Source organism: Myxococcus sp. MH1, assembly GCF_059738865.1.
The window spans coordinates 7,913,702-7,937,366 of sequence record NZ_AP026947.1 but is presented as its reverse complement, the minus strand read 5'-3'; the positions used below and the strand labels follow the sequence as shown (position 1 = coordinate 7,937,366).

Sequence of the window (23,665 nt, the reverse complement as noted above, 5' to 3'; positions counted from 1 at the left end):
AGGACAGCCAGGAAAACCGCCGCAGTGTGTCATGGGTGAAAGTTACAGAAATCTGATGAAGCCGGTTTGCCCGTACTTCACTGCGATTGCTAGGACCCGCCCTGAACAACCCTAGGGAGGTCGTCACCATGCGACACAACACATGGAGCGCGCTGCTGTTGGCCGGCTTGTTGGGCTGCGGCGAGAGCGCGCTCGAGAATCAACAGCGCTCCGGTGAGGAGACAGCGGAGGTCGTTCAGCGGCTCGGCCCCTCGGGGCGACCGGGCATGGGCGCCACCATCTACTCGGGGGGCGTGACGTTCCGGACGTGGGCGCCGCTGGCGCAGAAGGTCTTCGTCGCGGGCGACTTCAGCGGCTGGGGCTGGATTGAGCTGGGCGGCGAGGGCAACGGCAACTTCTCTGGCGACGTGGCGGGCGCGGTGAAGGGCCAGAAGTACAAGTTCGTCACGCGCAACGCCTGGGGTAGCGACGCGTGGCGCGCGGACCCTCGGGCGGCGTGGCAGGAGAACTCCACGGGCGCGAGCATCATCTACGACCACGGCGAGTACTGGTGGAACGCGCAGCAGTTCAGCACGCCGGGCTTCAACGAGATGGTCATCTACGAGATGCACGTGGGCACCTTCCACGACTCGCCGGGCTGGGGGCCGGGCAACTGGAACAGCGCCATCGCGAAGCTCGGCTACCTGCAGGACCTGGGCATCAACATGGTGAAGGTGATGCCGGCGTACGAGTTCGCCGGCGACTTCTCCTGGGGCTACAACGTGGCCTTCCCGTTCGCGCCGGAGAGCGCCTACGGCTCGCCCAACGACATGAAGCGCTTCGTGGACGAGGCGCACATGCGCGGCATCGGCGTCATCTTCGACGTGGTGCACAACCACTGGGGGCCGAGTGATTTGCCCATGTGGTGCTTCAGCGGCAACTGCCTGAACAACGGCGGCGAGTACTTCTTCGATGACGGTCGCAAGGTGACGCCGTGGGGCAACACCCGCCCGGACTACGGCCGTGCCGAGGTGCGCGCCTACATCCGCGACTCGATGATGAATCTGCTCGACAACTTCCGGGGCGATGGCCTGCGCTGGGACGCCACCAAGTACATGCGCACGATTGATGGCACGGGTGACATCCCGTCGGCGTGGCAGGTGTTCCGCTCCATCAACAACGAAATCAACACGCGCAACGGCTACAAGATCTCCATCGCCGAGGACTTCGGTGGCGGCAACTCCATCACCGACAACGCGAGTGGCGACTTCGCGGGAGGCGCGGGGTTCGACGCGCAGTGGTCCGCGGAGTTCGTGCACCCCATCCGCGCGGCGGTCATCGAGCAGAACGACGCCAACCGGAACATGGGCGCGGTGGCGGCCGCGATTGGCCAGAGCTTCAGTGGCCGGACGCACGCGCGCATCATCTACTCGGAGAGCCACGACGAGGTGGCCAACGGCCACAGCCGCGTGCCGGAGGAGATCTGGCCGGGCAACGCGGGGAGCTGGGCGTCGAAGAAGCGCTCCACGCTGGCCGCGGGCATCACCATGACGTCGCCGGGCATCCCGATGATCTTCCAGGGGCAGGAGATTCTGGAGAACGGTTTCTTCTCCGACCAGGACCCGGTGGACTGGCAGAAGCTCACCGACTTCGGTGGCATCCACAACCTCTACCGCGACCTCATCCGCCTGCGCCGCAACTGGAACAACAACACGCGCGGCCTGCGCGGGGGTGGCCTCAACGTCCACCACATCAACAACACGAACAAGGTGATTGCCTACCACCGGTGGGAGAACGGTGGCCCGGGCGACGACGTCATCGTCGTGGCCAACTTCAGCAGCACCACGTTCAACAGCTACAACATCGGCTTCCCGCGCACCGGCACCTGGCACCTGCGCTTCAACAGCGACTGGAACGGGTACTCGGGTGACTTCGGCAACACCCCGTCGGCGAACACCACGGCATACAGTGGCGGCAAGGACGGCATGGGCAACAACGCGTCCTTCGCCATCGGGCCCTACTCGCTGCTCATCTTCTCGCAGTAGCGCGTGGAGGACGCATCCGGGCGCCCGGAGTCACTTGGGGCGCCTGGAAGCTCCTCACACGGTGTAGCGGCGGCCCTGCTGGAGCGGCTCGATGACGCTCGCGGCCGTGTCGAAGTCGTCGGGGTAGTGGATGAGGCGCATGCGGGCGCGCAGTCCCTCCGGCAGCGCGGCGAGCTTCTCGTAGGGCGTGTGCACGCCGTAGTTCGTCTCGTGGATGACGAGGTCCGCGCGGGACAGCCAGTCGATGAGGCCCTCGTCGAAGGCGGTGTCCGCGCTGTAGCCCAGGCACCGCCCGCCCGCGTGGATGCGCAGCGCGGTGGTGGGCACGTGGTGGTACGTCATCCGCGCCTCGATGAGGAAGGGCCCGTGGCGCACGGCCGACTCGGTGGAGAGGGGCGTGTGCTCGAAGTAGTCCTCGAAGTGCTTGGGGTTGGGGGCTTCTCCGCGCTTCTCGATGAGGCACTCCATGCCCGCGGCCAGGTGGCCTTCCCACAGGCGCTCGGCGACGTCCGGGTGCGCGAGCAGCTCCAGCTTCTTTCGCAGGATGAAGAAGGAGAAGTAGCCCAGGCCCTCCAGGCCCGAGGAGTGGTCCGCGTGCAGGTGGGTGAGGGCCACGGCGCTGACGCGGTCCACGTCCAGCGGGACGCCGGACGTCAGTGACGCCTCGCGCATCATCTTCCGGATGGGGTGGGGACAGTCGATGAGGAGGACCTGGTCCTCGACCTCCACGGCCAGGCACGAGGAGTAGTGGAGCGCGGAGAAGGCGTCACCGACACCCAGGGGGATGAAAGTCATGCTCATGGCTGGCTCCGGTGGGACGGGTGGAGACGCTCGCGCAGCTTCGCCGCGACGGCGGGAGGACAGAAGTCGGAAACGTCCTCGCCCCGGAGGATGCGCGCCTTGAGGCCGCTGCTGCTCACCTCGGCGAGGTGTGCTTCCGCGGGGAGGAAGAGGGTGGCGAGCTCGGGCGCGAGCACGCGGTTGTTGTGCGCGAGCTCCGTCTCGAACTGGGCGTCGGTCGCGCCCCGGACGCCGCGGAGCAGGACGCTGGCGCCGATGGCCCGCGCGTAGTCGACGATGAGCCCTTCGGTCCACGCCACGGTGACGTTGGGGTGGGGGGCCACGGCCTCTCGCACCAGGGCGACGCGCTCGTCGGGGGACAGGAGCGTGTTCTTCGCGGGGTTGATGGCGACGATGACGACGACGTGGCCGAACAGTCGCGCGGCCTGGCGGACGACGGACAGGTGCCCGGCGGTGACGGGGTCGAAGCTGCCTGCGTAGACGGCGATGGTCATGGCGACACCTCGGGTGTTCCGGGCGTGAGCGCTTGTGACTTCGGGAAGGCGATGGTGACGAAGAGGGTGCCCGCGACGCAGAGGGCCGCGGCCAGGAGGAAGTGGCTCGTGTAGCCGAGGGCCTGTGCGCTGAAGCCGCTGAGGGCCGCAGCGGCGCCGGTGGCGAGCACGACGAGCGAGGCCTGCACGGTGTAGTCGGTGGCGGCGTGGTCGGGACGGCAGACGTCCATCATCGCGGTGAAGACGGCGGCGGTGGCCATGCCGCTGGCCACGTGCTCCACGGCGCAGACGGCGGTGAGCCAGGGCAGGCCCGACACGGTGCCGCTGGAGACGAGCGCGTACAGGAGCACGGCGGTGGCCTGGATGACGCCGAACAAGAGCAGGGCCCGCTTGCGTCCGAGCTTCACCACGAGGCTGCCGCCGAGGAGCGCGCCCACCAGGCCCGCGGTGAAGCCCACGATTCCGAGCAACCACGCGATGTCCGTGAGCGTCAGGCCCCGGTCCACGAGGAAGGTGCGCAGCATGCCCGTGGCGAGTGCTTCACCGGCCTTGTAGACGACGAGCAGGGCGAGCCACGTCCCGGCGCCCGGGCGGCGCACCCACCAGCCGAGGCCCAGGCTCACGCGGGGCGGGGGCTCGGAGGGAGGCTCGCGGTAGAGGGCCACGGGGATGGTGGCGACGAGCAGCATGAGGCCGAGGGCCACGAGGGTGGGGCGCCAGCCCGCGGCATCGAAGACCGCGAGCATCACGCCGCCGCCCAGGATCATGCCCACGCGGTAGGCGGCCACCTGCACGCCGTTGCCCCAGCCGCGCTCGGAAGGGGAGAGCAGCGTCACCGCGAGTCCATCGGTCGCCACGTCCTGCGTGGCCGCGAGCAGGTTGACGCCGAGCACCGCGGCGAACAGGACCTGCGTGCTCACGGTGGTGTCGGGCAGCGCGAGCGAGAGCAGCAGGCCCGCGCTCAGGCACTGGAGCGGGAGGATGTAGCCGCGCCTGAGGCCCCAGCGCGCCGAGCCGTGCCGGTCCATGTACGGCGCCCACAGGAACTTCAGCGCCCATGGGAGCGCGAGCAGGTGCGACAGGCCGATGGCGGGCAGCGACAGGCCCTGGTGGCGCAGCAGCACCGGGAGCGCCTGGGTGAAGAAGCCGAAGGGCAGGCCCTGCGAGAGGTAGAGGCTCGACAGGAGCCCGAGCTTCGTCACCGTGCCCAGGTCGGGGCTCGCGACGAGGCTCGCTCCAGGGAGCAGCGTCGAAGGGGTGAGCGTGTCTTCGCGTTGTCCGCGCCCGCTGGGCGGGGTTGGGAGGGCGCTCATGCGAGCCTCCGCGCGGACATGGCATCGCGCGACGTCGTGTCGCGGCAGCCTGTCGCCGCGATGCGCCGGGCGAGGGCCGCGACGGGCGTGGGCCCCGTGGCATGGGTGTCGTCGCATCGCGCAACGCCGGGTTCCCGGCCACCGGTCCAGTGTGGGAGGAGCGGGCTCATGCCTCCTCCCCATCCAGCACACCCGCGGCCATGCGCTTCACGGTGTTCGCGGCCGTACCCGTGGGCACCAGGCCCGGCGCGCTCGCCGAGAGCACGAAGTAGCCCTGCACCGCCGCGAAGAGCCCCGCCGCCAGGGCCCGCGCCTTGCGCTTGCCCACGCTCGCCGCGACCAGCGACTCCAACTGCTCCAGGTCCGCGCGCACCACCTGCTCATAGGCCGCGCGGACCTCGGGCTGACGGATGGCCTCCGCGCTGATGGTGACCCAGCCCGCGACCGCGCTCGTGTCCGCGTCGGGCCCCAGCGAGAGGAACGCGTCCACGAACGCGTCCACGCGGCCCCGGGTGTCCTCGGGCGCGAGCTTCGCGAGCTTCGCGGCCACCCGCGCACGGCCCCGCGCCGCGAGCTGCTCCACCAGGACGAGCAGAATCTCCTGCTTGTCGCTGAAGTGGTAGTGCACCAGCCCCGGGCTCAGCCCCGCCGCCTTCGCGATTTCGTTGACCGAGGCCCGCTCGTAGCCCCGCTCGGACATCACGCGCAAAAGGCCGGCGACGATCTGCTGGCGGCGCTCCTCGGTGTTGGACGGACGGGGCATGGTGGCCTTGTTTATTGGTTGTGTGACCAACTTATAAACAGGCGAGCGGAAGTCGTCAACCCGTCCTCGGGATGGAGTGGGCTCACCGTGGGGTGGAGAGGTCCCCCGTCTGGACCGCGGTGTGTCGCCCCGAGACGAGGGCCTGGATTCCCGTCGCCACCAGCGCCGGCACCTCCAGCGAGGGCAGGTGGCTGACGGCGGGGAGCTTCATGACGTGGAACCAGGGGTGCCGCACTGCGAAGGCCACCTGCGTCTCCAGGTAGTCGTGCGCGTCCGGTTGCGCGTACAGGTGCAACGTGGGCGTGGGCGGATTCAGTCCCGCGAGCGCGCGCAGGGGCGAGCCCTCCCGGGCATAGGCCGCCGCGATTTCGCGCGCCGCGCGGGCCCACATCTCCTCGGAGAACTCGAGCATGTCCTCGTGGATGACGCGCAGAACGTCCTCGTGCTCCACGCCGCGCGTCCACTCCTTGAACAGCGCGTCGCGCGTGCGTCCCCAGCGCTCCGACATGAGGCCGCGCAGCGTCGCGAGGAAGGGCGGTGGCGGCTCGGTGACAATCCAGTCCAGCAGGACGAGCTGGGGAACCCGCTCCGCGCCCAGCTCCCGGCGCAGCTCCAGTCCGAAGAAGCCCGCGTGGGACACCGTCACCGGCACCACCTGCTTCGCGCCGCTGGCCTCCACCACGGCCTTCAGGTCCTCGAGCACCGTGCCGCTGTCGAAGTCGCCCTCGCCTTGCTCGGAGTCGCCGTGGCCCCGCAGGTCGACACAGAGGATGCGGTGTCGCGCGGAGCAAAGGGGGACCAGGGGCGCGAAGACCTCCCGGCGCGTGCACCAGCCGGGGATGAAGAGCAGCGTGGGCTCGCCCTCGCCGACGTCGTCGAAGCGGATGCGGGCATCGCCGGTGGAGCGCACCTCGGGCATGTCTCCCCCTGTGGAACGAGGCTTCTCGTCAGAGGGTGGACACCTGAATGGAGCGTCGCAGCAGGCGAGCGGGGAAGGGGCGGGGGCCCGGGTCGGCCCTTGCCTCAGAACGTCAGCAGGCTCGTCACGGGCGTCGGCGCCAGGCGTTTGCCACCGTCGAGGAAGCCCAGGTGGATGAGGAAGCTGAAGCCGACCAGCTCTCCACCCAGCCGCTTCACGAGCCGCCCCGTGGCCTCCGCCGTGCCGCCCGTGGCGAGGACGTCATCCACCACCAGCACGCGCTCACCCGGGGCCAGGGCGTCCTCGTGTATCTCCAGGCCGTCCGCGCCGTACTCCAGCGAGTAGCGCTCGACGACGGAGCGATAGGGCAGCTTGCCCGGCTTGCGCGCGGGGACGAAGCCCGCGCCCAGCGCGAGGGCCATGGGCGCGCCCAGCAGGAAGCCCCGCGCCTCGACGCCCACCACCTTGGAGATGTGCTGTCCCCGGAAGGGCGCGGACATGGCGTTGATGACGCGGCCGAACAGCCTCGGGTCGGCCAGCACGGGGGTGATGTCCTTGAAGACGATGCCGGGCTTGGGGAAGTCCGGCACGTCGCGCAGACGGGCCTTCAGGTCATCGACGAGGGTGGTGTCGGCGAGGCTCGCGGCGGGCAGGGTCATGGGAAGAGCTCGGGGTTGACGCAGTGAGGAGGCCGCTGTCCGTCCAGCGCGGCCAACAGGTTGTCCACCGCCATGGAGGCCATGCGCCCCCGGGTGGCGTGTGTGGCGCTGGCGATGTGGGGCGCCAGCAGGACGTTGGGCAGGCCCAGCAGCGGACTGTCCGAGGGCAGCGGCTCGGGGTCCGTCACATCCAGGGCCGCGCCGCCCAGGCGGCCCTCGCGCAGGGCCTCGACGAGCGCGTCCGGGTCCACCACGCCGCCGCGCGCGGTGTTGACGAGCAGCGCCCCGGGCTTCATCGCCGCCAACTCCTCGCGTCCCACCCAGTGCCGCGTCTGGGGCGTCAGCGGCACGTGCAGGGTGAGGATGTCCGCTTCGGAGAGCAGCGTGGCCTTGTCCACCCGCCGGGCCCCCGTCTCCTGCTCCAGCGCGGGCCTGGGCTCGCGGCCCACATAGAGGATGCGCATCCCGAAGCCCCTCGCGCGCCGGGCCACCGCCGAGCCGATGGCCCCGGGGCCGACGATGCCCAGCGTGGCGCCGTACACATCCGTCCCCAACAGGAGGGTGGGGCTCCAGGTGCGCCAGTGCCCCGCCCGGACATGGGCGTCCGCCTCCGCCACGCGCCGGGCGAGGCCCAGAATCAGCGCGAAGGCGAAGTCCGCGGACGTCTCCGTGAGGGCGCCGGGGGTGTTACCCACCACCACCCGCCGTTGCGTACAGGCCGGTACATCGATGTTGTCGTAGCCGACGGCCACGTTGCTGACCGCCCGCAGGCTGGGGGCCTGGGCAAGCAGGCGAGCGTCCACCCGGTCCGTCAGCAGGGTGACGAGCCCCTGGGAGCGGGCCGCCTCGGCGAGCAGGGTGTCACGGGAGGGTGGCAGCTCCTGGGGCCAGACGTGGAGGTCCACGAGCCTGCCCAGTCGCCCGAGGGCCTCCCCGGGGAGCTGGCGGGTCACGAAGACACGGGGGCGGACGGTCCGGGTCATGGCGAACGTTGATGCTCTCATAGCCTGATGCCGGTGGCTGCTTCCGCTGGCGGACTCATCCACATTTCCCGCGAGCGGGAGCCCCCTTGCTGTGCTAGTGGCAGGGGTTCCCCGGCGCTAGGAGCCTGGGGCCTGTGCCAGCCGTGCAATCCACCGCCGACATCCGAGACGCCCTCCCTCCTCAGGACACCCAGTGGCTCAGGGCCCTGAAGGCCGAAGTCCAACCCACCATCTTCAAGAAGGGCCGGGAGGTGGCGGAGTCGCGCCGCGTCTTCGGGCTCCAGCGCGAAGGGGACCACATCCGCGCGCAGGTCGCCGGTTCCACCGGCGAGCGCTATGAAGTCGTGATTGCGCTGGGGGACGGCAAGGCCACGTCCACCTGCACCTGTCAGTCGTGGAACGCGGATGGCCCCCACTGCAAGCACGTCGTCGCCGCGGCGCTCATCTATGCCGCGCGCTTCCGTCCTCCGCCTCGCCCGCAGCCGGTGGCGCCCCAGCCCGTGGAGCAGCAGCCACAGGCCACCGCGTCCGGCGCCAGCAACGAGGTCGTGGACAACGAGGTCCCCATCGAGCCGGACTCGCCTCCGGTGGACGCCGCGAACCTGCCGGCGCTCGCCAAGGTGGAGAGCTGGCTGGGCCTGTCCTCGCAGCCGGACTACGAGTTCTTCTACCGGCTGACGGCGGCGAACACGAACGCCGGTACCCGTCAGTGGGTGGTGGACGTGCGTCGTCAGGACGCGCAGACCAAGGGCCCCATCCACGTCAAGCGCACGCTGCAGACGGGCGGGCGGCTGTCTCCGGCCGACGAGCGCGTCTTCATGGCGCTCTCCCGCCACGAGCACCGCTACGACTCGCGCCTGGTGCTCTCCGACGAGGACCTGAGCGAGGTGATGGACATCCTGCGCCAGCGCCGGGTCATCTACCGGGGCACCGCGCTCATCAACACGGAGACACCCGTGCGCCCGCAGATCCGGCTGGAGTCCCGGCCGGACGGCGCCACGGCGCGCATCGAGCTGCTGTTCCCGGACGGGGGCAGCTTCTCGCTCAAGGACGTCATCATCCTGTCGGGGCGGCGCACCTGGGTCATCCAGGCGCAGAACCTCCACCCGGTGGAGCCGGACTTCCCGCCGCGCCTTTTGCGCAAGTGGCTGCTCGAGCCCAACATGTCCTTCCCCTCGGGACAGCTGGACCGCGTGCTGACCTTCTTCGCCGCGCACCTGCCGCGCTTCCGCATGTCGCTGAAGGCGGACGACATCGAGGTCGACGAGGCGGTCGAGCCGCACTTCGTGCTGACGCTCGAGGGCAACCCGGAGAAGGTGAAGGTTCAGCTGGCCGCGCGCTACGGGCAGACCACGGCGCCGGTGTCCCCCACGGCCACGCACCTGGGCTACGCCAGCGGCGTGGGCGGGGACAGCCGCAAGCTGTACCGCCGCCGCGAGGACCTGGAGCGCGCCGCGGGCAAGCAGTTGCTCGATTTGGGCCTGCGCTTCGAGCAGCAGTCGCAGGCGTTCGACGCGACGGGTGACGTGGCGCTGGAGTTCTGGGCGCGGGGCCTGGCGTCCTTGCCGGCGGAGTGGGAGCGCTTCGGCGTGCAGGCGCCCAAGGTGCGGCTGCGTCCCAAGCTCAAGCCGCGCATCCGCGTGGGCATGAGCGGCGTGCAGTGGTTCGACCTGGACGCCGAGTTCGTCACCGACGACCAGGCGGTGGACCTGGGCGCGGTGCGCATGTGGCTGGACTCGGGGCGGCGCTTCGTGCCGCTCAAGGACGGCACCTTCGCGGAGGCGGACGCCGTCGAGTTGAAGCGCGTGGCGGACCTCCTGGAGGAGGCGGGCGCCATGCCGGGCCGCTCGCGCACGCGGCTGCCGTTGCATCAGGCGGTGGCGTTGGACCTGCTCGCGGACCTGGGTGAGTTCACCGAGGTGGAGGCGAAGGCGCGCCAGGCGATGCTGGAGCTGCGCGAGACGGCGGGCGTGCCGAAGGTGGCGGTGCCCGACGGCCTGCAGGCGACGCTGCGGCACTACCAGGAGGCGGGCCTGTCCTGGCTCTGGTTCCTGCGCCGCCACGGCCTGTCCGGCATCCTCGCGGACGACATGGGTCTGGGAAAGACGGTCCAGTCGCTCAGCCTCCTGCAGAAGATGGCCAACGAGGAGGGCCGCAAGCCGTCGCTCGTGGTGGCGCCCACCAGCGTGCTCGCCAACTGGGAGCGCGAGGCGGAGCGCTTCACGCCGGGCCTCAAGGCCATGGTGTGGCACGGGCAGGACCGCAAGGAGCGCGCCGAGGACCTGAAGGGCATGGACCTGGTGCTCACGTCCTACGCGCTGGTGCGACGCGACTTGGACCAGCTGTCCCAGGTGGGCTTCCGCTTCGTCATCCTGGACGAGGCGCAGAACATCAAGAACGCGGACAGCGCCACGGCGCAGGCGTGCAAGTCGCTGCCGAGCGACACGCGCCTGGCGCTCACCGGTACGCCGCTGGAGAACCGGCTGTCGGAGCTGTGGAGCATCTTCGACTTCCTGATGCCGGGCTTCTTGGGCAGCGCGGACAGCTTCGGAGACCGCTACGAGCAGCCCATCCAGGTGGCCAACGACGCGTCGGCCCGGGACAGGCTGCGCCGCCGCATCCAGCCCTTCATCCTGCGCCGCTTGAAGACGGAGGTGGCCAAGGACCTGCCGCCGAAGACGGAGAGCGTCGCGTGGTGCGAGATGGAGCCCGGCCAGGCCGCGCTCTATCGGGAGGTGATGGAGGAGAGCAAACGCAAGGTCAGCGAGAGCATCGAGAAGGTCGGCTTCAAGCGCAGCCGCGTGTCGATTCTGGCCGCGCTGATGCGCCTGCGGCAGGTGTGTTGTGATCCACGCCTGCTCAAGCTGCCTCCCGGGACGCTCTTGCCGCCCAGCGCGAAGGTGGAGCGCTTCCTGGAGCTGGTGGAGGACCTGGTGGCGGAAGGCCACCGCGCCCTGGTGTTCAGCCAGTTCACGGAGATGCTGGAGCTGCTCAAGCAGGAGGCGGACAAGAAGGGTCTGCGCTACCTCTACCTGGACGGTCGCACCAAGGACCGCATGGGCAAGGTGGACGAGTACAACCGCCCGGACGGACCGCCCCTGTTCTTCATCTCGCTGAAGGCGGGCGGCACCGGCCTCAACCTCACGGCGGCCGACTACGTCATCCACTTCGACCCGTGGTGGAACCCCGCCGTCGAGGACCAGGCCACGGACCGTACGCACCGCATCGGCCAGACGCGCGCGGTCATCAGCTACAAGCTGATTACCCGCGGCACGGTGGAGGAGAAGATCCTCTCCTTGCAGCGTCGCAAGCGCGACCTCGCCGCGGGCGTCCTCGGTGGGGAGGGCGACGAGATGGCCCGCACGCTCACCGAGCAGGACATCCAGGAGCTCTTCACCGAGACCTGAGTCGGAACAAAGGGTTGGGGCTCCAACGGGCCCCGCCCTCACCCGCCCGCCGTCCGTCCGGTTGGGCTGAATGCCTGTGCAGTGTCAGGGGGACCTGTTAGGGTGTTCAGTGCCAGAGCCGTCGTACGGACATTGGAGGGCGCGCGTGCTGCTGGGTCTGCGGATTTCGAACGTGGCGGTGATCGAGGAGGTGGAGGTGGCGTTCGGAGCCGGCCTCACCGTCCTCACGGGTGAGACAGGTGCGGGCAAGTCCATCCTCGTGGATTCATTGGGCTTGCTGCTGGGAGGGCGGGCGGACGCGGATGTCATCCGCGCCGGCTGCGAGGAGGCGTCCGTGGAGGGCGTCTTCGCGCGGACGCCTGTCCTGGGCACACGCCTGGAGGAGCTGGGCCTGCCGGACCTCGGGGACGAGGTGCTGGTGCGCCGGGTGCTGGGGCGCACCGGAAGGGGCAAGGTCTACGTCAACGGCGCGCTGGTGACGGTGGGCGTGCTCGGGAAGCTGACGCGGGGGGCGGTGGACCTCGCCGGACAGCACGAGCACGTGAGCCTCTTCGACTCCGGCCTGCACCGGGTGCTCCTGGACAGGTACGGGGAGATGGAGGCGCCGCTGGCGACCTACTTCGGGGAGTACCAGGCGCTGCGGGAGGTGGACGCGCGCATGGAGGCCCTGGGCGGGGACGAGGCGAAGGTGCGCGAGCGCGCGGAGTTCCTGCGCTTCCAGCTCGACGAAATCTCGCGCCTGGACCCGGAGGCGGGCGAGGACACGCGGCTGGACGCCGAGCGCAAGCGCCTGTCGAGCGCGGAGAAGCTCAAGCGCCACGGGGCGGAGGCGGAGCTGCTGGTGGCCGGCGACGAGTCCTCGGCGCTGGAGACGGTGGGCCGCGCGCTGGGGCTGGTGCACGACGCGGTGAAGTGCGACGCGACGCTTGCGCCCGTGGCGCAGTCGCTGAGCACGGCGCTGTCGGAGCTGGAGGAGGCGCAGCGGCGGCTCAACCGGTACGTGGAGGGCCTGGAGTCGGACCCGTCGCGCCTGCGGGACGTGGAGGAGCGGCTGGATGGCCTGAAGCGGCTGTGCCGCAAGCACGGCGCCACGCTGGACGGCGTGCTCAAGAAGCGCGGCGAAATCGAGGCCGAGCTGGGCACGCTGGAGAACCGCCAGGAGGTGCTGGAGGAGCTGGCCTCGGAGCGCCGCAAGGTGGAGGAGCGCGCGCGCAAGGCGGCCCTGGCGCTGTCGCGGGCCCGCACGAAGAGCGCGGTGGAGTTCTCCGCGCAGGTGCGCGAGGGCCTGGGGCACCTGGCCATGGGCAAGGCGGCCTTCGAGGTGCGCGTGACGCCTGGAGAGGTGCTGCGTCCGGACGGCCTGGACGACGTGGAGTTCTTCTTCAGCGCCAACCCCGGCGAGCCCGCCCGGCCCCTGGCGAAGGTGGCCTCGGGCGGCGAGGCGAGCCGACTGCTGCTGGCCCTGAAGCGGGCCCTGGCGGACAGCGACGCGTGCGGCTCGTACGTGCTGGACGAGGCGGACGCGGGCGTCAGCGGCGCGATTGCCGACGTCGTCGGGCGGATGATCAAGGAGGTGAGCGGCCACCGTCAGGTGCTCTGCATCACCCACCTGCCGCAGGTGGCGGCCTACGCGGACGCGCACCTGCTCATCCGCAAGGCGGTGAAGGGCGAGCGGACCGTCTCCCAGGTGACGGTCCTGGCGGCGGGCAGCGAACGGACGCGGGAGCTGGCCCGGATGATGTCCGGCGTGGAGGTGACGCGCGAGGCGCTGGGGGCGGCGGAGGCCCTGGTGCGCTCGGCCCACCGTTCCCTGGGGGCGCCCAGGACCCGCCGGGAGTCCGGACCCGAGGGAGGACCCCGGGGACGCCTCAGGCGGACGGCTTGACGCGCTGCAAGGTCATCCGTGTCCTTGCCCCATCCTTGGGTCTCACATAGCATCCTTGGTGTGTCCAACACCGCAGGGCAGACCGCGGCCTCCCGCCTCAAAGTCGTTTCCGCTGGCCTGACGGACGTCGGGCGGAAGCGTAACCACAACGAGGACAGCTTCCTCATCGACGATGAGCTCCAGCTCTACGTCGTGGCGGACGGCATGGGCGGTCACGCGGGAGGTGGTACCGCGTCGCGCATCGCCGTCGAGACCATCGACAAGGAGCTGCGCCGGGCACGGGAAGGAAAGGACAACCCCTTCCTCTCCGTGCCTCACCTCCAGGACTCACCGATTCCGGAGGCGCTGCGCACGGCCGTGGAGAAGGCGTGTCTGGCCATCTACACGGCGGCGCAGGAGGACCCACGCCTGTCCGGCATGGGCACCACCGTCATCTCCCTGGTCGTCCGCGAGGAGCATGCCTTCTTCGCGCACGTGGGAGACAGCCGCGCCTACCTCATCCGGGGCGACCTCATCCAGCAGATCTCCGAGGACCACTCGCTGGTCAACGAGCAGATCAAGGCCGGGATGATCACGCCGGAGGAGGCCAAGCACTCCCGCTACAAGAACATCATCACCCGCTCCGTCGGCTTCGAGGAGGAGGTGCAGGTGGACGTCATGGGGCTCGTCTCCGAGCCCAACGACGTGTTCCTGCTGTGTTCGGACGGGTTGGCCAACATGCTCGAGGACAAGGAGATCCACGAGGTGGTGGCCCAGGCGAAGTCCTTCGAGGACATCCCCAAGCGCCTCATCGACTTCGCCAACGAGCGCGGCGGCGACGACAACATCACCGTCATCCTGGTGCGGGTCGCCGCCTGACGGCGACTCACGAAGTGGTGGCCGCCAAACACCTCGTCAGGTCACTGTTGACCTTGACACTCTTGGAAGCTGAATGGTAGCTGCCCAAACGTTTCCAATCCTGACAGACGCCGTCAGGTGACGGAGCTGGAGGGGTGTGGCGGTGGGGGGAGGTGTTGAGCGCCGGGGAGCGACTTAGCTTCTGGCGCCGGATGTCCCACGCAAGCAGGGAGCTGTCCCGTGGCGAAAAAGTCCTTCACGTTGATGGTGATCCCGGACCACGACGCGCCGGTGAAGCGGTACACCATCCAGCGCTCGTTCCTCATGCAGGTGGGGATGGGGCTGATGTTGGTCGTGGGACTGGGCGCGGGCGCGAGCATCCACTACTTCCAGGTCGCCGCGGACGCCTCGGAGAACCGCATCCTCCGGGATGAGAACCTGACGTTGCGCTCGCAGCTCAAGTCGGTGCGTGAGCGCATCGAGCACATCGGTTCGACGCTGGACCGGGTGGAGCGCTTCGACCAGAAGCTGCGAGCGATGACGCTGCTGTCGGACCCGCAGCGCAACCTGGCGATGGGCCCCACGGAGCCCGAAGCGCGGGTGCCGACGACGGACACCCAGTTCACCCAGCTGACGACGACGGAGACGCCCAAGCTGCTGATGGGCCGGCTGGACAAGCTGAGCGCGGAGGCCACCCGGCAGGAGCAGAGCCTCCAGGAACTGCAGGCGTACTTCCAGGACCAGAAGTCGCTGCTTGCCTCCACGCCGTCGGTGTGGCCGGCGCGCGGTTGGGTGACGAGCGACTTCGGTCAGCGCGTGGACCCGTACACGGCGGACCGGGTGATGCACTCGGGCCTCGACATCGCGGCCCCGCACGGCAAGGAAGTGTACGCGCCGTCGGACGGCACGGTGGTGTTCGCGGGCCTGGAGGGTGGCTACGGCAACGTCATCGTCGTGGACCATGGCTACGGCATCAAGACGCGCTACGGCCACCTGGCGAAGATGCTGGTGAAGGCCGGTGACCGGGTGAAGCGCGGCGCGCTCATCGCCGCGGTCGGCAACACGGGCCGCTCCACCGGACCGCACCTGCACTATGAGGTCCGCGTCAACGGCATCCCGCAGAACCCGCGCAAGTTCATCCTCGAGGAGTAGCCCGAGGCGCGCAGGGCCCCGGGCGGCTTGTTCGGGGCAGGTGGTTCGCGGAGCACGTGACACCCAGGGACGCCGGACCTTCGCGGGCCCGCCCCGGTGACAGGTGCTCCGAAGCGCGGTCCTCGGAAGGTGGGCTCACGAGAGTCCCACGAGGCCGCGAAGCCCGATGGAGGCACCGGGCCGCTCCTTCCTCCAGGTTCGACTCGGAGCCCGTGTGCCGGAAGGGAATGCGGCGCCGGAGCGACGCGTCCAGACCCGTTCGACTCCGAGGCCGTGCTCCCGAGGTGCAGCGCGGTGCCAGGATGCCGCGTCGCTGCCGTCAGAGGAACGTCGCCTGCCCTGGGATGGATGCGTCCAGGCGCAGCCGGCGACGCTGGAGCCCATCGGCCCGGCCGCTGCGCTGCATGACGTGCGCGCGTTCCAGCTCGGCCCAGATGAGGGGCCCGAGCACCTGCCAGTGCGAGGGCGCGTCCACCGTCACCTCCAGCAGGCTCACCGTCCACTCCGGCACCTCGGCGTCGGGCGTACCTTCGGGCAGCACGCGACGTACGTCCTGGACCAGTCGCTCGTGGGTGGGGCCCGCGAGGTCCTCCTTCACGGTGAGCTGCGAGGTGGGGACGAGGAGCGCCGCGAAGGCATCCGGGTGCAGGCGAATCACCTTTGCGCCCGGGTACTGCGCACCGAGCGACTCCACGGTGGCGCGCAGGATCGCGTCGCCGACGCCGAAGCCGAAGCGCGCGTTGTGCGAAATCATGCCCTTCACGTCGGCGATGACGGCCCCCACGCGCCAGCCGTCGTGGTGGGCGTGGGTGGACAGGTCGTACTCCTCCTTCAGGAGGCTGCCCTGGGTGAGGGCGGGCACCTGGAGCGCGCCCGTCTTCGCGTCCGGATGGCCGCGCCGGGCCTGCTCGGCCTGGAGCAGGGCCTCGACGGCGGCCTGCACGGGGGCCTGGGGCGAGCGGGTCAGCACCCAGGGATACAAGGCGATGAGGGCGGTGGCGGTGGCGTCGTCGAGCGGATAGGGCATCTCAGGCGCTTCTCTAGCGCGTCGCGCGCCCTCGCGCAGGCGCTTCCCGCTCGACTGTCAGCGAAGGCGGTGGGCCGTCACCGTGACCTCGTCCCGGTCATGGTAGAGCTGGCGGACGGTGAGGCCCTCCCAGCCGCCCTCCTCGACGAGCGTGTGCCGCACGCGCACGAGGACCGGGTTCTTGTCCTTCATGGGCAGCTTGATGTTGGCCACCAGATGGCTCGCCCAGCCCCGGCGCCCCCACTTGGCGAGCAGCTGCGCCACCTCCAGCGGGCGCCAGGCCATGTCGCAGAAGAGCCAGTCGGCGGGCTCCTCGGGCGCGTAGGCGAAGGCGCTCTCCTGCACGTGCTTCACCCGGCCATGGGACGCCAGCTCAGGCATCAGCTTCGCGGGGTCCACCGCCACCACCCGCGCGCCCCGGGACACCAGTCGCTGCGTCCACCCACCTGGCGCCGCGCCCAGGTCCACGCAGACGTCGCCGCGCCCGGGCTCGAAGGCCAGCCCGTCCAGCGCCTCCTCCAGCTTCATGGCCGCCCGGGAGGGGGACTCGACCTCGCGGCGCATGCGCCGGCGTCCACCCGGGGCCAGCGACAAGGCCTCCCGCGCGAAGACGCTGCCCACCACCGTCACACCATCCGGGGCGACGCAGAGCGAGACGAGCCGCGCGCCCGCCTCCTTCGCCCGGGCCCCATCCTCGAGCAGCCGCTCCGAGGGGAGCCGCGCCTTCACCGCCGCCTCCAGCGCCTCCGCCGTCGTCGCCAGGGGATTGCCCCGAGGGCTGTCGGGCGTGAAGGACTGGAGAAGCCACGGCCCCGTCCCAGGCAGGGCGCCGATGGACCGGGCCGCCGCCTCCGCCAGGACCTCGGGCGCGCCAGGGGGCAGGGAGGCGACCACCTGGTAGCCCGCCCGCGCGAAGGCCGGAGGAGGGCTCGGGCTCCGCTCGCTCTCCACCAGGGCATCTCCGAGCAGCCGGGGCGCCGCTCCCGCCCAGGCGAGCTCCTCGAAGAGGTGCGACTCGAAGCCCGCCCGGCACGTCCACAGCCAGCGCCCGGCCACCGGCGGCTGCGTCTGTGCGGGCATGGAGGGAATCCGCGCCCTCGGTGGGGCGGGGGGCGGCGTGGGGCGCGCTGGGGCGGCCTGGGCCTTCTGGGGGGAGGGCTTCCTGGAGGGCGGAGGGCCGGGGCGGCGCGCGGGGGGCTTGGAGGAAGCGCCCCGGACAGGCCGGCGGCGGGGATTTCGTGAAGGGGACATTGCGTGGGCTCGGTTCCGCTTTACTCTGAACCGATGCGCGCTGGGCAACCGGCCGAGAGGAAGTTTACGGAGGCGCGCGTGGTTTCCCACCAGCCCTCCCTTACATCTCCAGGGATTTCCCTTCACTCGCCGCCGTCCTTCGAGGATTCTCCGGCCGCGAGAGAGTCAACGAATGATCGAATGGACGCTGAAGAAGCTCATCGGGACCAAGAATGAGCGCGAGCTCAAGAAGGCCCGCGAGAAGGTCATCCGCATCAACGAGCTGGAAAGCCGGATGCGGGCCCTCAAGGACGAGGACTTTCCTGCCGAGACGGCTCGGCTGAAGCAGGAGATCCAGAACGGACGGCCGCTCGACAGCATGCTGTTCGAAGCCTTCGCGCTCATCCGCGAGGGCTCGCGCCGGGTCATCGGCCAGCGCCACTACGACGTGCAGCTCATCGGCGGCATGTTCCTCCACGAGGGGTGCATCGCGGAGATGCGCACCGGTGAAGGCAAGACGCTGACGGCCACGCTGCCCAGCTACCTCAACGCCCTGTCCGGGCGCGGGGTGCACGTGGTGACGGTGAACGACTACCTCGCCCGCCGCGACGCGGAGTGGATGGGGCGGGTCTACAAGTTCATGGGCATGACGACCGGCTGCGTGCTCCACGAGCTGTCCGACAAGCAGCGCCAGGAGGCGTACCGCTCGGACATCACGTACGGGCAGAACAACGAGTTCGGCTTCGACTACCTGCGCGACAACATGAAGTTCCGCTTGCAGGACTACGTCCAGCGCGAGCTGAACTACGCCATCGTCGACGAGGTGGACTCCATCCTCATCGACGAGGCCCGCACGCCGCTCATCATCTCCGGTCCCACCGAGGACAGCACGGACAAGTACTACCGGGTGGACCAGGTCATCCCCGGGCTCGTCCCGGACCAGGACTTCACCCTGGACGAGAAGCACCGCTCCGTGTCGCTGACGGACGACGGCATCGACAAGCTCCAGAAGCGCCTGGGCGTCTCCAACCTGTACGACCCGGGGGAGATTGAAACCCTCCACCACGTCGAGCAGGGCCTGCGCGCGCACACGCTCTACAAGCGCGACAAGGACTACGTGGTGAAGGACGGCGAGGTCGTCATCGTCGACGAGTTCACCGGCCGCCAGATGCCGGGCCGCCGCTGGTCCGATGGCCTCCACCAGGCGATCGAGGCCAAGGAGGGCGTGAAGATCGAGAACGAGAACCAGACGCTGGCGACCGTCTCGTTCCAGAACTACTTCCGCATGTACTCCAAGCTGTCCGGCATGACGGGCACCGCGGACACGGAGGCGGAGGAGTTCGCGAAGATCTACAGCCTGGACGTGCGCGTCATCCCCACCAACCGCGCCAACATCCGCAAGGACCAGCAGGACGTGGTCTACAAGACGGAGCGCGAGAAGTTCGAGGCGGTGGCCGCGCAGATTGAAGAGCTGCACAAGGTGGGGCAGCCGGTGCTGGTGGGCACGGTCTCCATCGCGAAGAGCGAGGTGGTGTCCAACTTCCTGAAGAAGCGGGGCGTCCCCCACAACGTGCTCAACGCCAAGCAGCACCAGCGCGAGGCGGACATCGTCGCGCAGGCGGGCCGCAAGGGCGCGGTCACCATCTCCACCAACATGGCCGGCCGCGGCACGGACATCCTCCTGGGCGGCAACGCGGAGGTGCTGGCGAAGGCGGCCGTGGGCCCCCCGCCGGAGGCCCCTCCGCCCGTGGCCCCGCAGGCCCCCGTCGAGGGCGCGGTCGCCCAGCCGGACCCGCAGGCCGCGTATCAGCAGGCCCTGGCCGAGTGGGAGCAGAAGCTCGCCGACACCCAGGCGAAGCTGGAGGCGGAGACCAAGAAGGAGCGCGAGGAGGTGATGGCGGCCGGCGGCCTGTTCATCATCGGCACCGAGCGCCACGAGTCGCGCCGCGTGGACAACCAGCTGCGCGGCCGCGCCGGTCGTCAGGGTGACCCGGGTGGCAGCCGGTTCTTCCTCTCCCTCGAGGATGACCTGATGCGCATCTTCGGCTCCGAGCGCATCCAGGGGCTGATGGAGCGGCTGGGCATGGAGGAGGGCGAGGTCATCGAGCACATCTGGCTCACCCGCGCCATCGAGGGGGCCCAGAAGCGCGTCGAGGGACACAACTTCGACATCCGCAAGAACCTGCTCGAGTACGACGACGTGATGAACCAGCAGCGACGCACCATCTACAAGCTGCGTCGTCAGGTGCTGGCCGCGGGCGCGGGCCTGCCGCTCGTCGAGTTCACCGAGGACCCGAAGACGCGGGTGAAGAGCCGCTCCGAGCGGATGGTGAGCTGGGCGGACTTCAAGGAGATGGTGCTGGACGCGGTGGAGGACGTCATCGTCTCCACGGTGGACACGTATGCGCCGACGAAGAGCTCGGACGGGTGGGACCTGGACTCCCTCACCAGGACGGTGAAGGAGACGTTCGACCTGGACATGAACTTCGACAACGTCGGCAACCGCGACGAGCTCCAGGACCACATCTACCGGGCGGCGGAGAAGGTCTTCCGCCAGCGCGACGAGGAGTTCGGCGAGAACTTCCTGCGCTTCCTCCAGTACAACTACCTGGCGACCATCGACCGGCTCTGGAAGGAGCATCTGCTGGGCATGGACCACCTGCGCCAGGGCATCGGCCTGCGTGGCTACGGTCAGAAGGACCCGAAGCAGGAGTACAAGCGCGAGGGCTACCAGGGCTTCATCCAGACCCTGGCCTCCATCAAGGCGCAGTTCGTCTCCCAGCTCATGCGCGTGCAGCCGCGCTCGGCCACCAGCGCCGAGGAAGAGGCCGTCCGCATCCAGCGGCAGCTGGCCCAGCAGCAGCGCAAGGCGGTGGAGGGGCGCGGCACGGCGGAGGGCAAGCTGGACGAGGCCTCCGTCGCCCAGGCGGCCCGTCCTCCGGCGGCCCAGCAGGGCCCCCGCGTGGGCCGCAATGATCCCTGCCCCTGCGGCAGCGGCCGCAAGTACAAGAAGTGCCACGGCGCGGCGGAGGCCAACGTCTAGGCCGCCTGTCGCTCCCACGGTGTCCCACGCGCCGGCGCGGCGCCGCCCCGAGGTCCGGGCGGTGGTCCGCGCCGGTGGTGTTTCAGGGACACGGAGGGCGCCTGGAGGGCAGGGGAGGGGGCTTTCCGCCCGCTTCCCGGCACGGACGGTGAGGCGAAGCTTGCGCCGCCCGGAAGGGTTCTGTTAAGGACGCCCCGCCTCGTAGTCTGGGGTGGGGGTATCTACCCCGAGTCGTACCCACTTCACACACGCCCGTGCCGGTCGCCGGTGCAACCGTGGGTGAGCCCCTCCGGAAGGAGCGGCCCTCTCCCGGATGTCACGGCCGGAGCATCGCATCGGGTGTGGCGGATGAACCGGAGAAACAACATGTCGATCGACACGCAGGAAACGCAGAACCAGCAGCAGGCCATGGCCGCCGCCGGCGGCATCACGATGCGGCAGCTCCTGGAGGCCGGCGTCCACTTCGGCCACCAGACCAAGCGCTGGAACCCGAAGATGAAGCCGTACATCTTCGGTGCCCGCAACGGCATCTACATCATCGACCTCCAGAAGACCGTCACCATGGCCCGCTCGGCCTTCCGCTTCGTGGCGGACGTGACGGCCCGCGGTGGCTCGGTGCTCTTCGTCGGCACCAAGAAGCAGGCGCAGGACGTCATCCGCGAGGAGGCCTCGCGCGCCGGTCAGTTCTTCGTCACCAGCCGCTGGCTGGGTGGCACGCTGACCAACTTCAAGACCATCAAGCAGGGCATCGACCGGCTCAAGACGCTGGAGAAGATGGCCGAGGACGGCACCTTCGAGCGCCTGCCCAAGAAGGAAGTCGCGTCGCTGGAGCGCGAGCGCGAGAAGCTCGAGAAGAACCTGGGCGGCGTGAAGGAGATGTCCAAGCTGCCCCGCTGCGTCTTCATCATCGACCCGAAGAAGGAGCACATCGCCATCCACGAGGCGACCCGCCTGGGCATCCCCGTGATTGGCCTGGTCGACACGAACTGCGATCCGGACGGCATCGACTTCGTGATTCCCGGCAACGACGACGCCATCCGCTCCATCAAGCTCTTCACGTCGAAGATCGCCGAGGCCTGCATCGAGGGCGCGGCCCGCTACCGTGCCTCGGGCGCGGCGGAGCGCGACGAGCAGGAGGAGCGCGAGGGCCGTGACGACCGCCGTGAGCGTGATGACCGCCGTGGCCCGCGCCGCAATGACCGCGGCGGCGACCGCCGTGGTGGCGACCGTGACCGTGGCGGCGAGCGCCGTGGCCCCCTCGTCGAGATGAAGGGCGCGCCGGCCGTCGCCGAGCAGCCCGCGACCGAGGGCGGCGAGGCCGCGGGCGAGACGGCGGCGGAGTAATCCCCCCGTTTCACTCCAGTGTCTTCGTGGCGGCCGGGTGGCGGAGCAGAACGCCTGTCACCCGGCCGTCCGTGTTTCCCGTCGTACGCCGTACCCCTTGAACATCAATGCTCCGCCCGGCGCATGGCGCCCACGTGGTGGCGGAGGCAGGAGAAGAACATGGCCGAAGTGACCGCCCAGATGGTGAAGGACCTCCGCGAGCGGACCGGCGCGGGCCTGATGGACTGCAAGAAGGCGCTGGCCGAGTCCGGCGGCGACTTCACGAAGGCCGAGGAGTGGCTGCGCAAGAAGGGCATCTCCCGCGCCGCCGGCAAGGAAGGCCGCGTCGCCGCCGAAGGTCTGGTGGGCACCTACGTGCACGGCGGTCGCATCGGCGTGCTGGTGGAGGTCAACTGTGAGACCGACTTCGTCGCGCGCAACCCGGACTTCCAGGACCTGGTGAAGGAGGTGGCCATGCAGATCGCCGCCGCCAACCCCAAGTTCGTCCGCCGCGAGGAAGTGCCCTCCGAGAACCTCGAGAAGGAGCGCGAGATCGAGCGCGAGCTGCTCAAGCAGCAGGGCAAGCCCGAGGCGATGCTCGAGAAGATCCTCGTCGGGAAGATGGAGAAGTACTACACGCAGGTCTGCCTCGTGGACCAGCTGTGGGTGAAGGACGACAAGAAGAAGGTCGGCGAGATGATCACCGAGCGCGCCGCGAAGATTGGCGAGAAGGTCTCCGTGCGCCGCTTCGTCCGCTTCGAGGTGGGTGAGGGCATCGAGAAGAAGAAGGACGACCTCGCCGCCGAAGTGGCCAAGACGCTGGGCCAGGGCTGATTCCCCAGGGCCTCGCTCGGAGGTCCTCCTGGTTGGCCCCGAGGGCCGCGACCCTTCCGACTCCCTGCTGGGGAGCCGGGGGACGCGGCCCTCCTCTTTTCGGGCCCCGGGAGGGCTTCCCAGGGCCCTTGGGGCGTTGGCCGTGGACGGTGTGGCCGCCTTGTCCGACTCGGGCGTTGATATGCCGCAATCCGGGGGATAGAAGCGGACGCGCATGTCCTCCGACACGACCCAACCGCTCCGATACAAGCGCATTCTCCTCAAGCTCTCGGGCGAGGCCCTGATGGGAGAGGGGAAGTACGGCATCCACCCACCCACACTCAGCGCCATCGCCGATGAGGTCATCGAGCTGGCGCAAGCGGGCGTGGAGGTGGCCCTGGTGATTGGCGGAGGCAACATCTTCCGCGGCGTCGCCGGGGCGACGGAGGGCATGGACCGGGCCAGCGCGGACTACATGGGCATGCTGGCCACGTGCATCAACTCCATGGCCATGCAGGACGCGCTGGAGAAGAAGGGCCTGCACACGCGCGTGCTGTCCGCCATCAAGATGGAGCAGATCGCCGAGCCCTACATCCGCCGGCGCGCGGTGCGCCACCTGGAGAAGGGCCGCGTGGTGATTTTCGCCGCGGGCACGGGCAACCCGTACTTCACCACGGACACGGCCGCGTCGCTGCGCGCCATGGAAATCAACGCCCAGGTCATCCTCAAGGCGACCAAGGTGGACGGCATCTACAGCGCGGACCCGAAGAAGGACCCCACCGCGCGCCGCTACCGCTCGCTGACGTACATGGATGTGTTGAAGCAGAACCTCAATGTGATGGACTCCACGGCCATCTCGCTGTGCATGGACAACAAGCTGCCCATCATCGTCTTCGACCTCACCGTGCCGGGGAACATCCGCCGCGCGGTGCTGGGCGGCGGTGAGATTGGTACCGTCGTGGGCGGCAGTGAGACGGTCTGGGCCTGACGTC

Annotated in this window: 18 protein-coding genes; 9 read left to right on the top strand and 9 right to left on the bottom strand. The window is 69.6% G+C overall.

Going from position 1 to position 23,665, the window contains the following annotated elements:
* Window positions 1–128 precede the first annotated feature (128 nt).
* A complete protein-coding gene (locus AC6JA9_RS31125; protein ID WP_223781936.1) occupies window positions 129–2,024 on the top strand; it encodes an alpha-amylase family glycosyl hydrolase in 1,896 nt (631 codons plus the stop codon).
* 54 nt (window positions 2,025–2,078) lie between these two features.
* Here AC6JA9_RS31125 and AC6JA9_RS31120 read toward each other — a convergent pair whose 3' ends face one another.
* The 7 genes from AC6JA9_RS31120 to AC6JA9_RS31090 form a co-directional block, all read right to left on the bottom strand.
* Complete coding sequence (locus AC6JA9_RS31120; RefSeq protein WP_223781937.1) at window positions 2,079–2,825, bottom strand: MBL fold metallo-hydrolase; 747 nt, start codon at window positions 2,823–2,825, stop codon at window positions 2,079–2,081.
* A complete protein-coding gene (gene coaD, locus AC6JA9_RS31115; RefSeq protein WP_497958274.1) occupies window positions 2,822–3,319 on the bottom strand; it encodes a pantetheine-phosphate adenylyltransferase in 498 nt (165 codons plus the stop codon). The genes AC6JA9_RS31120 and coaD overlap by 4 nt, the downstream gene beginning before the upstream one ends.
* Window positions 3,316–4,632, bottom strand: a complete 1,317-nt coding sequence (locus AC6JA9_RS31110; protein ID WP_497958273.1) for an MFS transporter — start codon at window positions 4,630–4,632, stop codon at window positions 3,316–3,318. Before AC6JA9_RS31110 ends, coaD begins: the two co-directional genes overlap by 4 nt.
* A 166-nt stretch (window positions 4,633–4,798) precedes the next feature.
* The gene (locus AC6JA9_RS31105) at window positions 4,799–5,395 is read right to left on the bottom strand and encodes a TetR/AcrR family transcriptional regulator (protein WP_497958272.1); all 597 of its coding nucleotides are present in this window, start codon (window positions 5,393–5,395) and stop codon (window positions 4,799–4,801) included.
* Window positions 5,396–5,477: 82 nt separating this feature from the next.
* On the bottom strand, window positions 5,478–6,314 hold the full coding sequence (locus tag AC6JA9_RS31100) for an alpha/beta fold hydrolase (RefSeq protein ID WP_223781940.1): 837 nt from the start codon (window positions 6,312–6,314) through the stop codon (window positions 5,478–5,480).
* A gap of 104 nt (window positions 6,315–6,418) precedes the next feature.
* Window positions 6,419–6,973: an adenine phosphoribosyltransferase gene (locus AC6JA9_RS31095; RefSeq protein WP_223781941.1), complete on the bottom strand. Its 555-nt coding sequence runs from the start codon at window positions 6,971–6,973 to the stop codon at window positions 6,419–6,421.
* The gene (locus AC6JA9_RS31090) at window positions 6,970–7,956 is read right to left on the bottom strand and encodes a 2-hydroxyacid dehydrogenase (RefSeq protein WP_497958271.1); all 987 of its coding nucleotides are present in this window, start codon (window positions 7,954–7,956) and stop codon (window positions 6,970–6,972) included. Before AC6JA9_RS31090 ends, AC6JA9_RS31095 begins: the two co-directional genes overlap by 4 nt.
* Before the next feature lie 134 nt (window positions 7,957–8,090).
* Between AC6JA9_RS31090 and AC6JA9_RS31085 the strand changes: the two genes are divergently transcribed.
* The 4 genes from AC6JA9_RS31085 (at window position 8,091) to AC6JA9_RS31070 (ending at window position 15,237) form a co-directional block, all read left to right on the top strand.
* A complete protein-coding gene (locus AC6JA9_RS31085) occupies window positions 8,091–11,363 on the top strand; it encodes a DEAD/DEAH box helicase (RefSeq protein WP_223745355.1) in 3,273 nt (1,090 codons plus the stop codon).
* 145 nt (window positions 11,364–11,508) lie between these two features.
* On the top strand, window positions 11,509–13,248 hold the full coding sequence (gene recN / locus AC6JA9_RS31080; protein WP_223745356.1) for a DNA repair protein RecN: 1,740 nt from the start codon (window positions 11,509–11,511) through the stop codon (window positions 13,246–13,248).
* Between the two features lie 60 nt (window positions 13,249–13,308).
* Window positions 13,309–14,106 (top strand): Stp1/IreP family PP2C-type Ser/Thr phosphatase, encoded by a 798-nt coding sequence (locus AC6JA9_RS31075; RefSeq protein ID WP_046715334.1) that lies wholly within the window; start codon window positions 13,309–13,311, stop codon window positions 14,104–14,106.
* 219 nt (window positions 14,107–14,325) lie between these two features.
* Window positions 14,326–15,237 carry a M23 family metallopeptidase gene (locus tag AC6JA9_RS31070; RefSeq protein ID WP_141322888.1) on the top strand — a complete coding sequence of 304 codons (912 nt, stop codon included), beginning with the start codon at window positions 14,326–14,328 and terminating at the stop codon, window positions 15,235–15,237.
* 319 nt (window positions 15,238–15,556) lie between these two features.
* On the opposite strand, the gene AC6JA9_RS31065 is transcribed toward AC6JA9_RS31070, so the two are convergent.
* Both AC6JA9_RS31065 and rlmM read right to left on the bottom strand, forming a co-directional pair.
* On the bottom strand, window positions 15,557–16,264 hold the full coding sequence (locus AC6JA9_RS31065) for a nucleotidyl cyclase domain-containing protein (RefSeq protein WP_497958270.1): 708 nt from the start codon (window positions 16,262–16,264) through the stop codon (window positions 15,557–15,559).
* 57 nt (window positions 16,265–16,321) lie between these two features.
* Window positions 16,322–17,344, bottom strand: a complete 1,023-nt coding sequence (gene rlmM, locus AC6JA9_RS31060; protein ID WP_223781944.1) for a 23S rRNA (cytidine(2498)-2'-O)-methyltransferase RlmM — start codon at window positions 17,342–17,344, stop codon at window positions 16,322–16,324.
* Window positions 17,345–17,687: 343 nt separating this feature from the next.
* Here rlmM and secA point away from each other — a divergent pair, with 343 nt between their 5' ends.
* From secA to pyrH, 4 genes are all read left to right on the top strand, one after another.
* On the top strand, window positions 17,688–20,537 hold the full coding sequence (gene secA, locus AC6JA9_RS31055) for a preprotein translocase subunit SecA (protein WP_223745360.1): 2,850 nt from the start codon (window positions 17,688–17,690) through the stop codon (window positions 20,535–20,537).
* 366 nt (window positions 20,538–20,903) lie between these two features.
* Window positions 20,904–21,881, top strand: coding sequence for a 30S ribosomal protein S2 (gene rpsB, locus AC6JA9_RS31050; protein WP_370640295.1), 978 nt, complete (start codon window positions 20,904–20,906; stop codon window positions 21,879–21,881).
* A 159-nt stretch (window positions 21,882–22,040) separates the two neighbouring features.
* Window positions 22,041–22,694 (top strand): translation elongation factor Ts, encoded by a 654-nt coding sequence (tsf, locus tag AC6JA9_RS31045; protein WP_223745361.1) that lies wholly within the window; start codon window positions 22,041–22,043, stop codon window positions 22,692–22,694.
* A gap of 214 nt (window positions 22,695–22,908) precedes the next feature.
* Window positions 22,909–23,661, top strand: a complete 753-nt coding sequence (gene pyrH, locus AC6JA9_RS31040; RefSeq protein WP_223745362.1) for a UMP kinase — start codon at window positions 22,909–22,911, stop codon at window positions 23,659–23,661.
* Window positions 23,662–23,665 lie beyond the last annotated feature (4 nt).

Bases quoted from the DNA above. Each gene is read 5' to 3' on its own strand.
- AC6JA9_RS31125 (WP_223781936.1), top strand. From the start codon at position 129: ATGCGACACAACACATGGAGCGCGCTGCTGTTGGCCGGCTTGTTGGGC.
- rlmM (WP_223781944.1), bottom strand. From the start codon at position 17,344: ATGCCCGCACAGACGCAGCCGCCGGTGGCCGGGCGCTGGCTGTGGACG.
- AC6JA9_RS31120 (WP_223781937.1), bottom strand. From the start codon at position 2,825: ATGAGCATGACTTTCATCCCCCTGGGTGTCGGTGACGCCTTCTCCGCG.
- AC6JA9_RS31105 (WP_497958272.1), bottom strand. From the start codon at position 5,395: ATGCCCCGTCCGTCCAACACCGAGGAGCGCCGCCAGCAGATCGTCGCC.
- tsf (WP_223745361.1), top strand. From the start codon at position 22,041: ATGGCCGAAGTGACCGCCCAGATGGTGAAGGACCTCCGCGAGCGGACC.
- secA (WP_223745360.1), top strand. From the start codon at position 17,688: ATGATCGAATGGACGCTGAAGAAGCTCATCGGGACCAAGAATGAGCGC.
- AC6JA9_RS31065 (WP_497958270.1), bottom strand. From the start codon at position 16,264: ATGCCCTATCCGCTCGACGACGCCACCGCCACCGCCCTCATCGCCTTG.
- coaD (WP_497958274.1), bottom strand. From the start codon at position 3,319: ATGACCATCGCCGTCTACGCAGGCAGCTTCGACCCCGTCACCGCCGGG.
- AC6JA9_RS31095 (WP_223781941.1), bottom strand. From the start codon at position 6,973: ATGACCCTGCCCGCCGCGAGCCTCGCCGACACCACCCTCGTCGATGAC.
- rpsB (WP_370640295.1), top strand. From the start codon at position 20,904: ATGTCGATCGACACGCAGGAAACGCAGAACCAGCAGCAGGCCATGGCC.
- AC6JA9_RS31090 (WP_497958271.1), bottom strand. From the start codon at position 7,956: ATGACCCGGACCGTCCGCCCCCGTGTCTTCGTGACCCGCCAGCTCCCC.
- AC6JA9_RS31110 (WP_497958273.1), bottom strand. From the start codon at position 4,632: ATGAGCGCCCTCCCAACCCCGCCCAGCGGGCGCGGACAACGCGAAGAC.
- pyrH (WP_223745362.1), top strand. From the start codon at position 22,909: ATGTCCTCCGACACGACCCAACCGCTCCGATACAAGCGCATTCTCCTC.
- AC6JA9_RS31100 (WP_223781940.1), bottom strand. From the start codon at position 6,314: ATGCCCGAGGTGCGCTCCACCGGCGATGCCCGCATCCGCTTCGACGAC.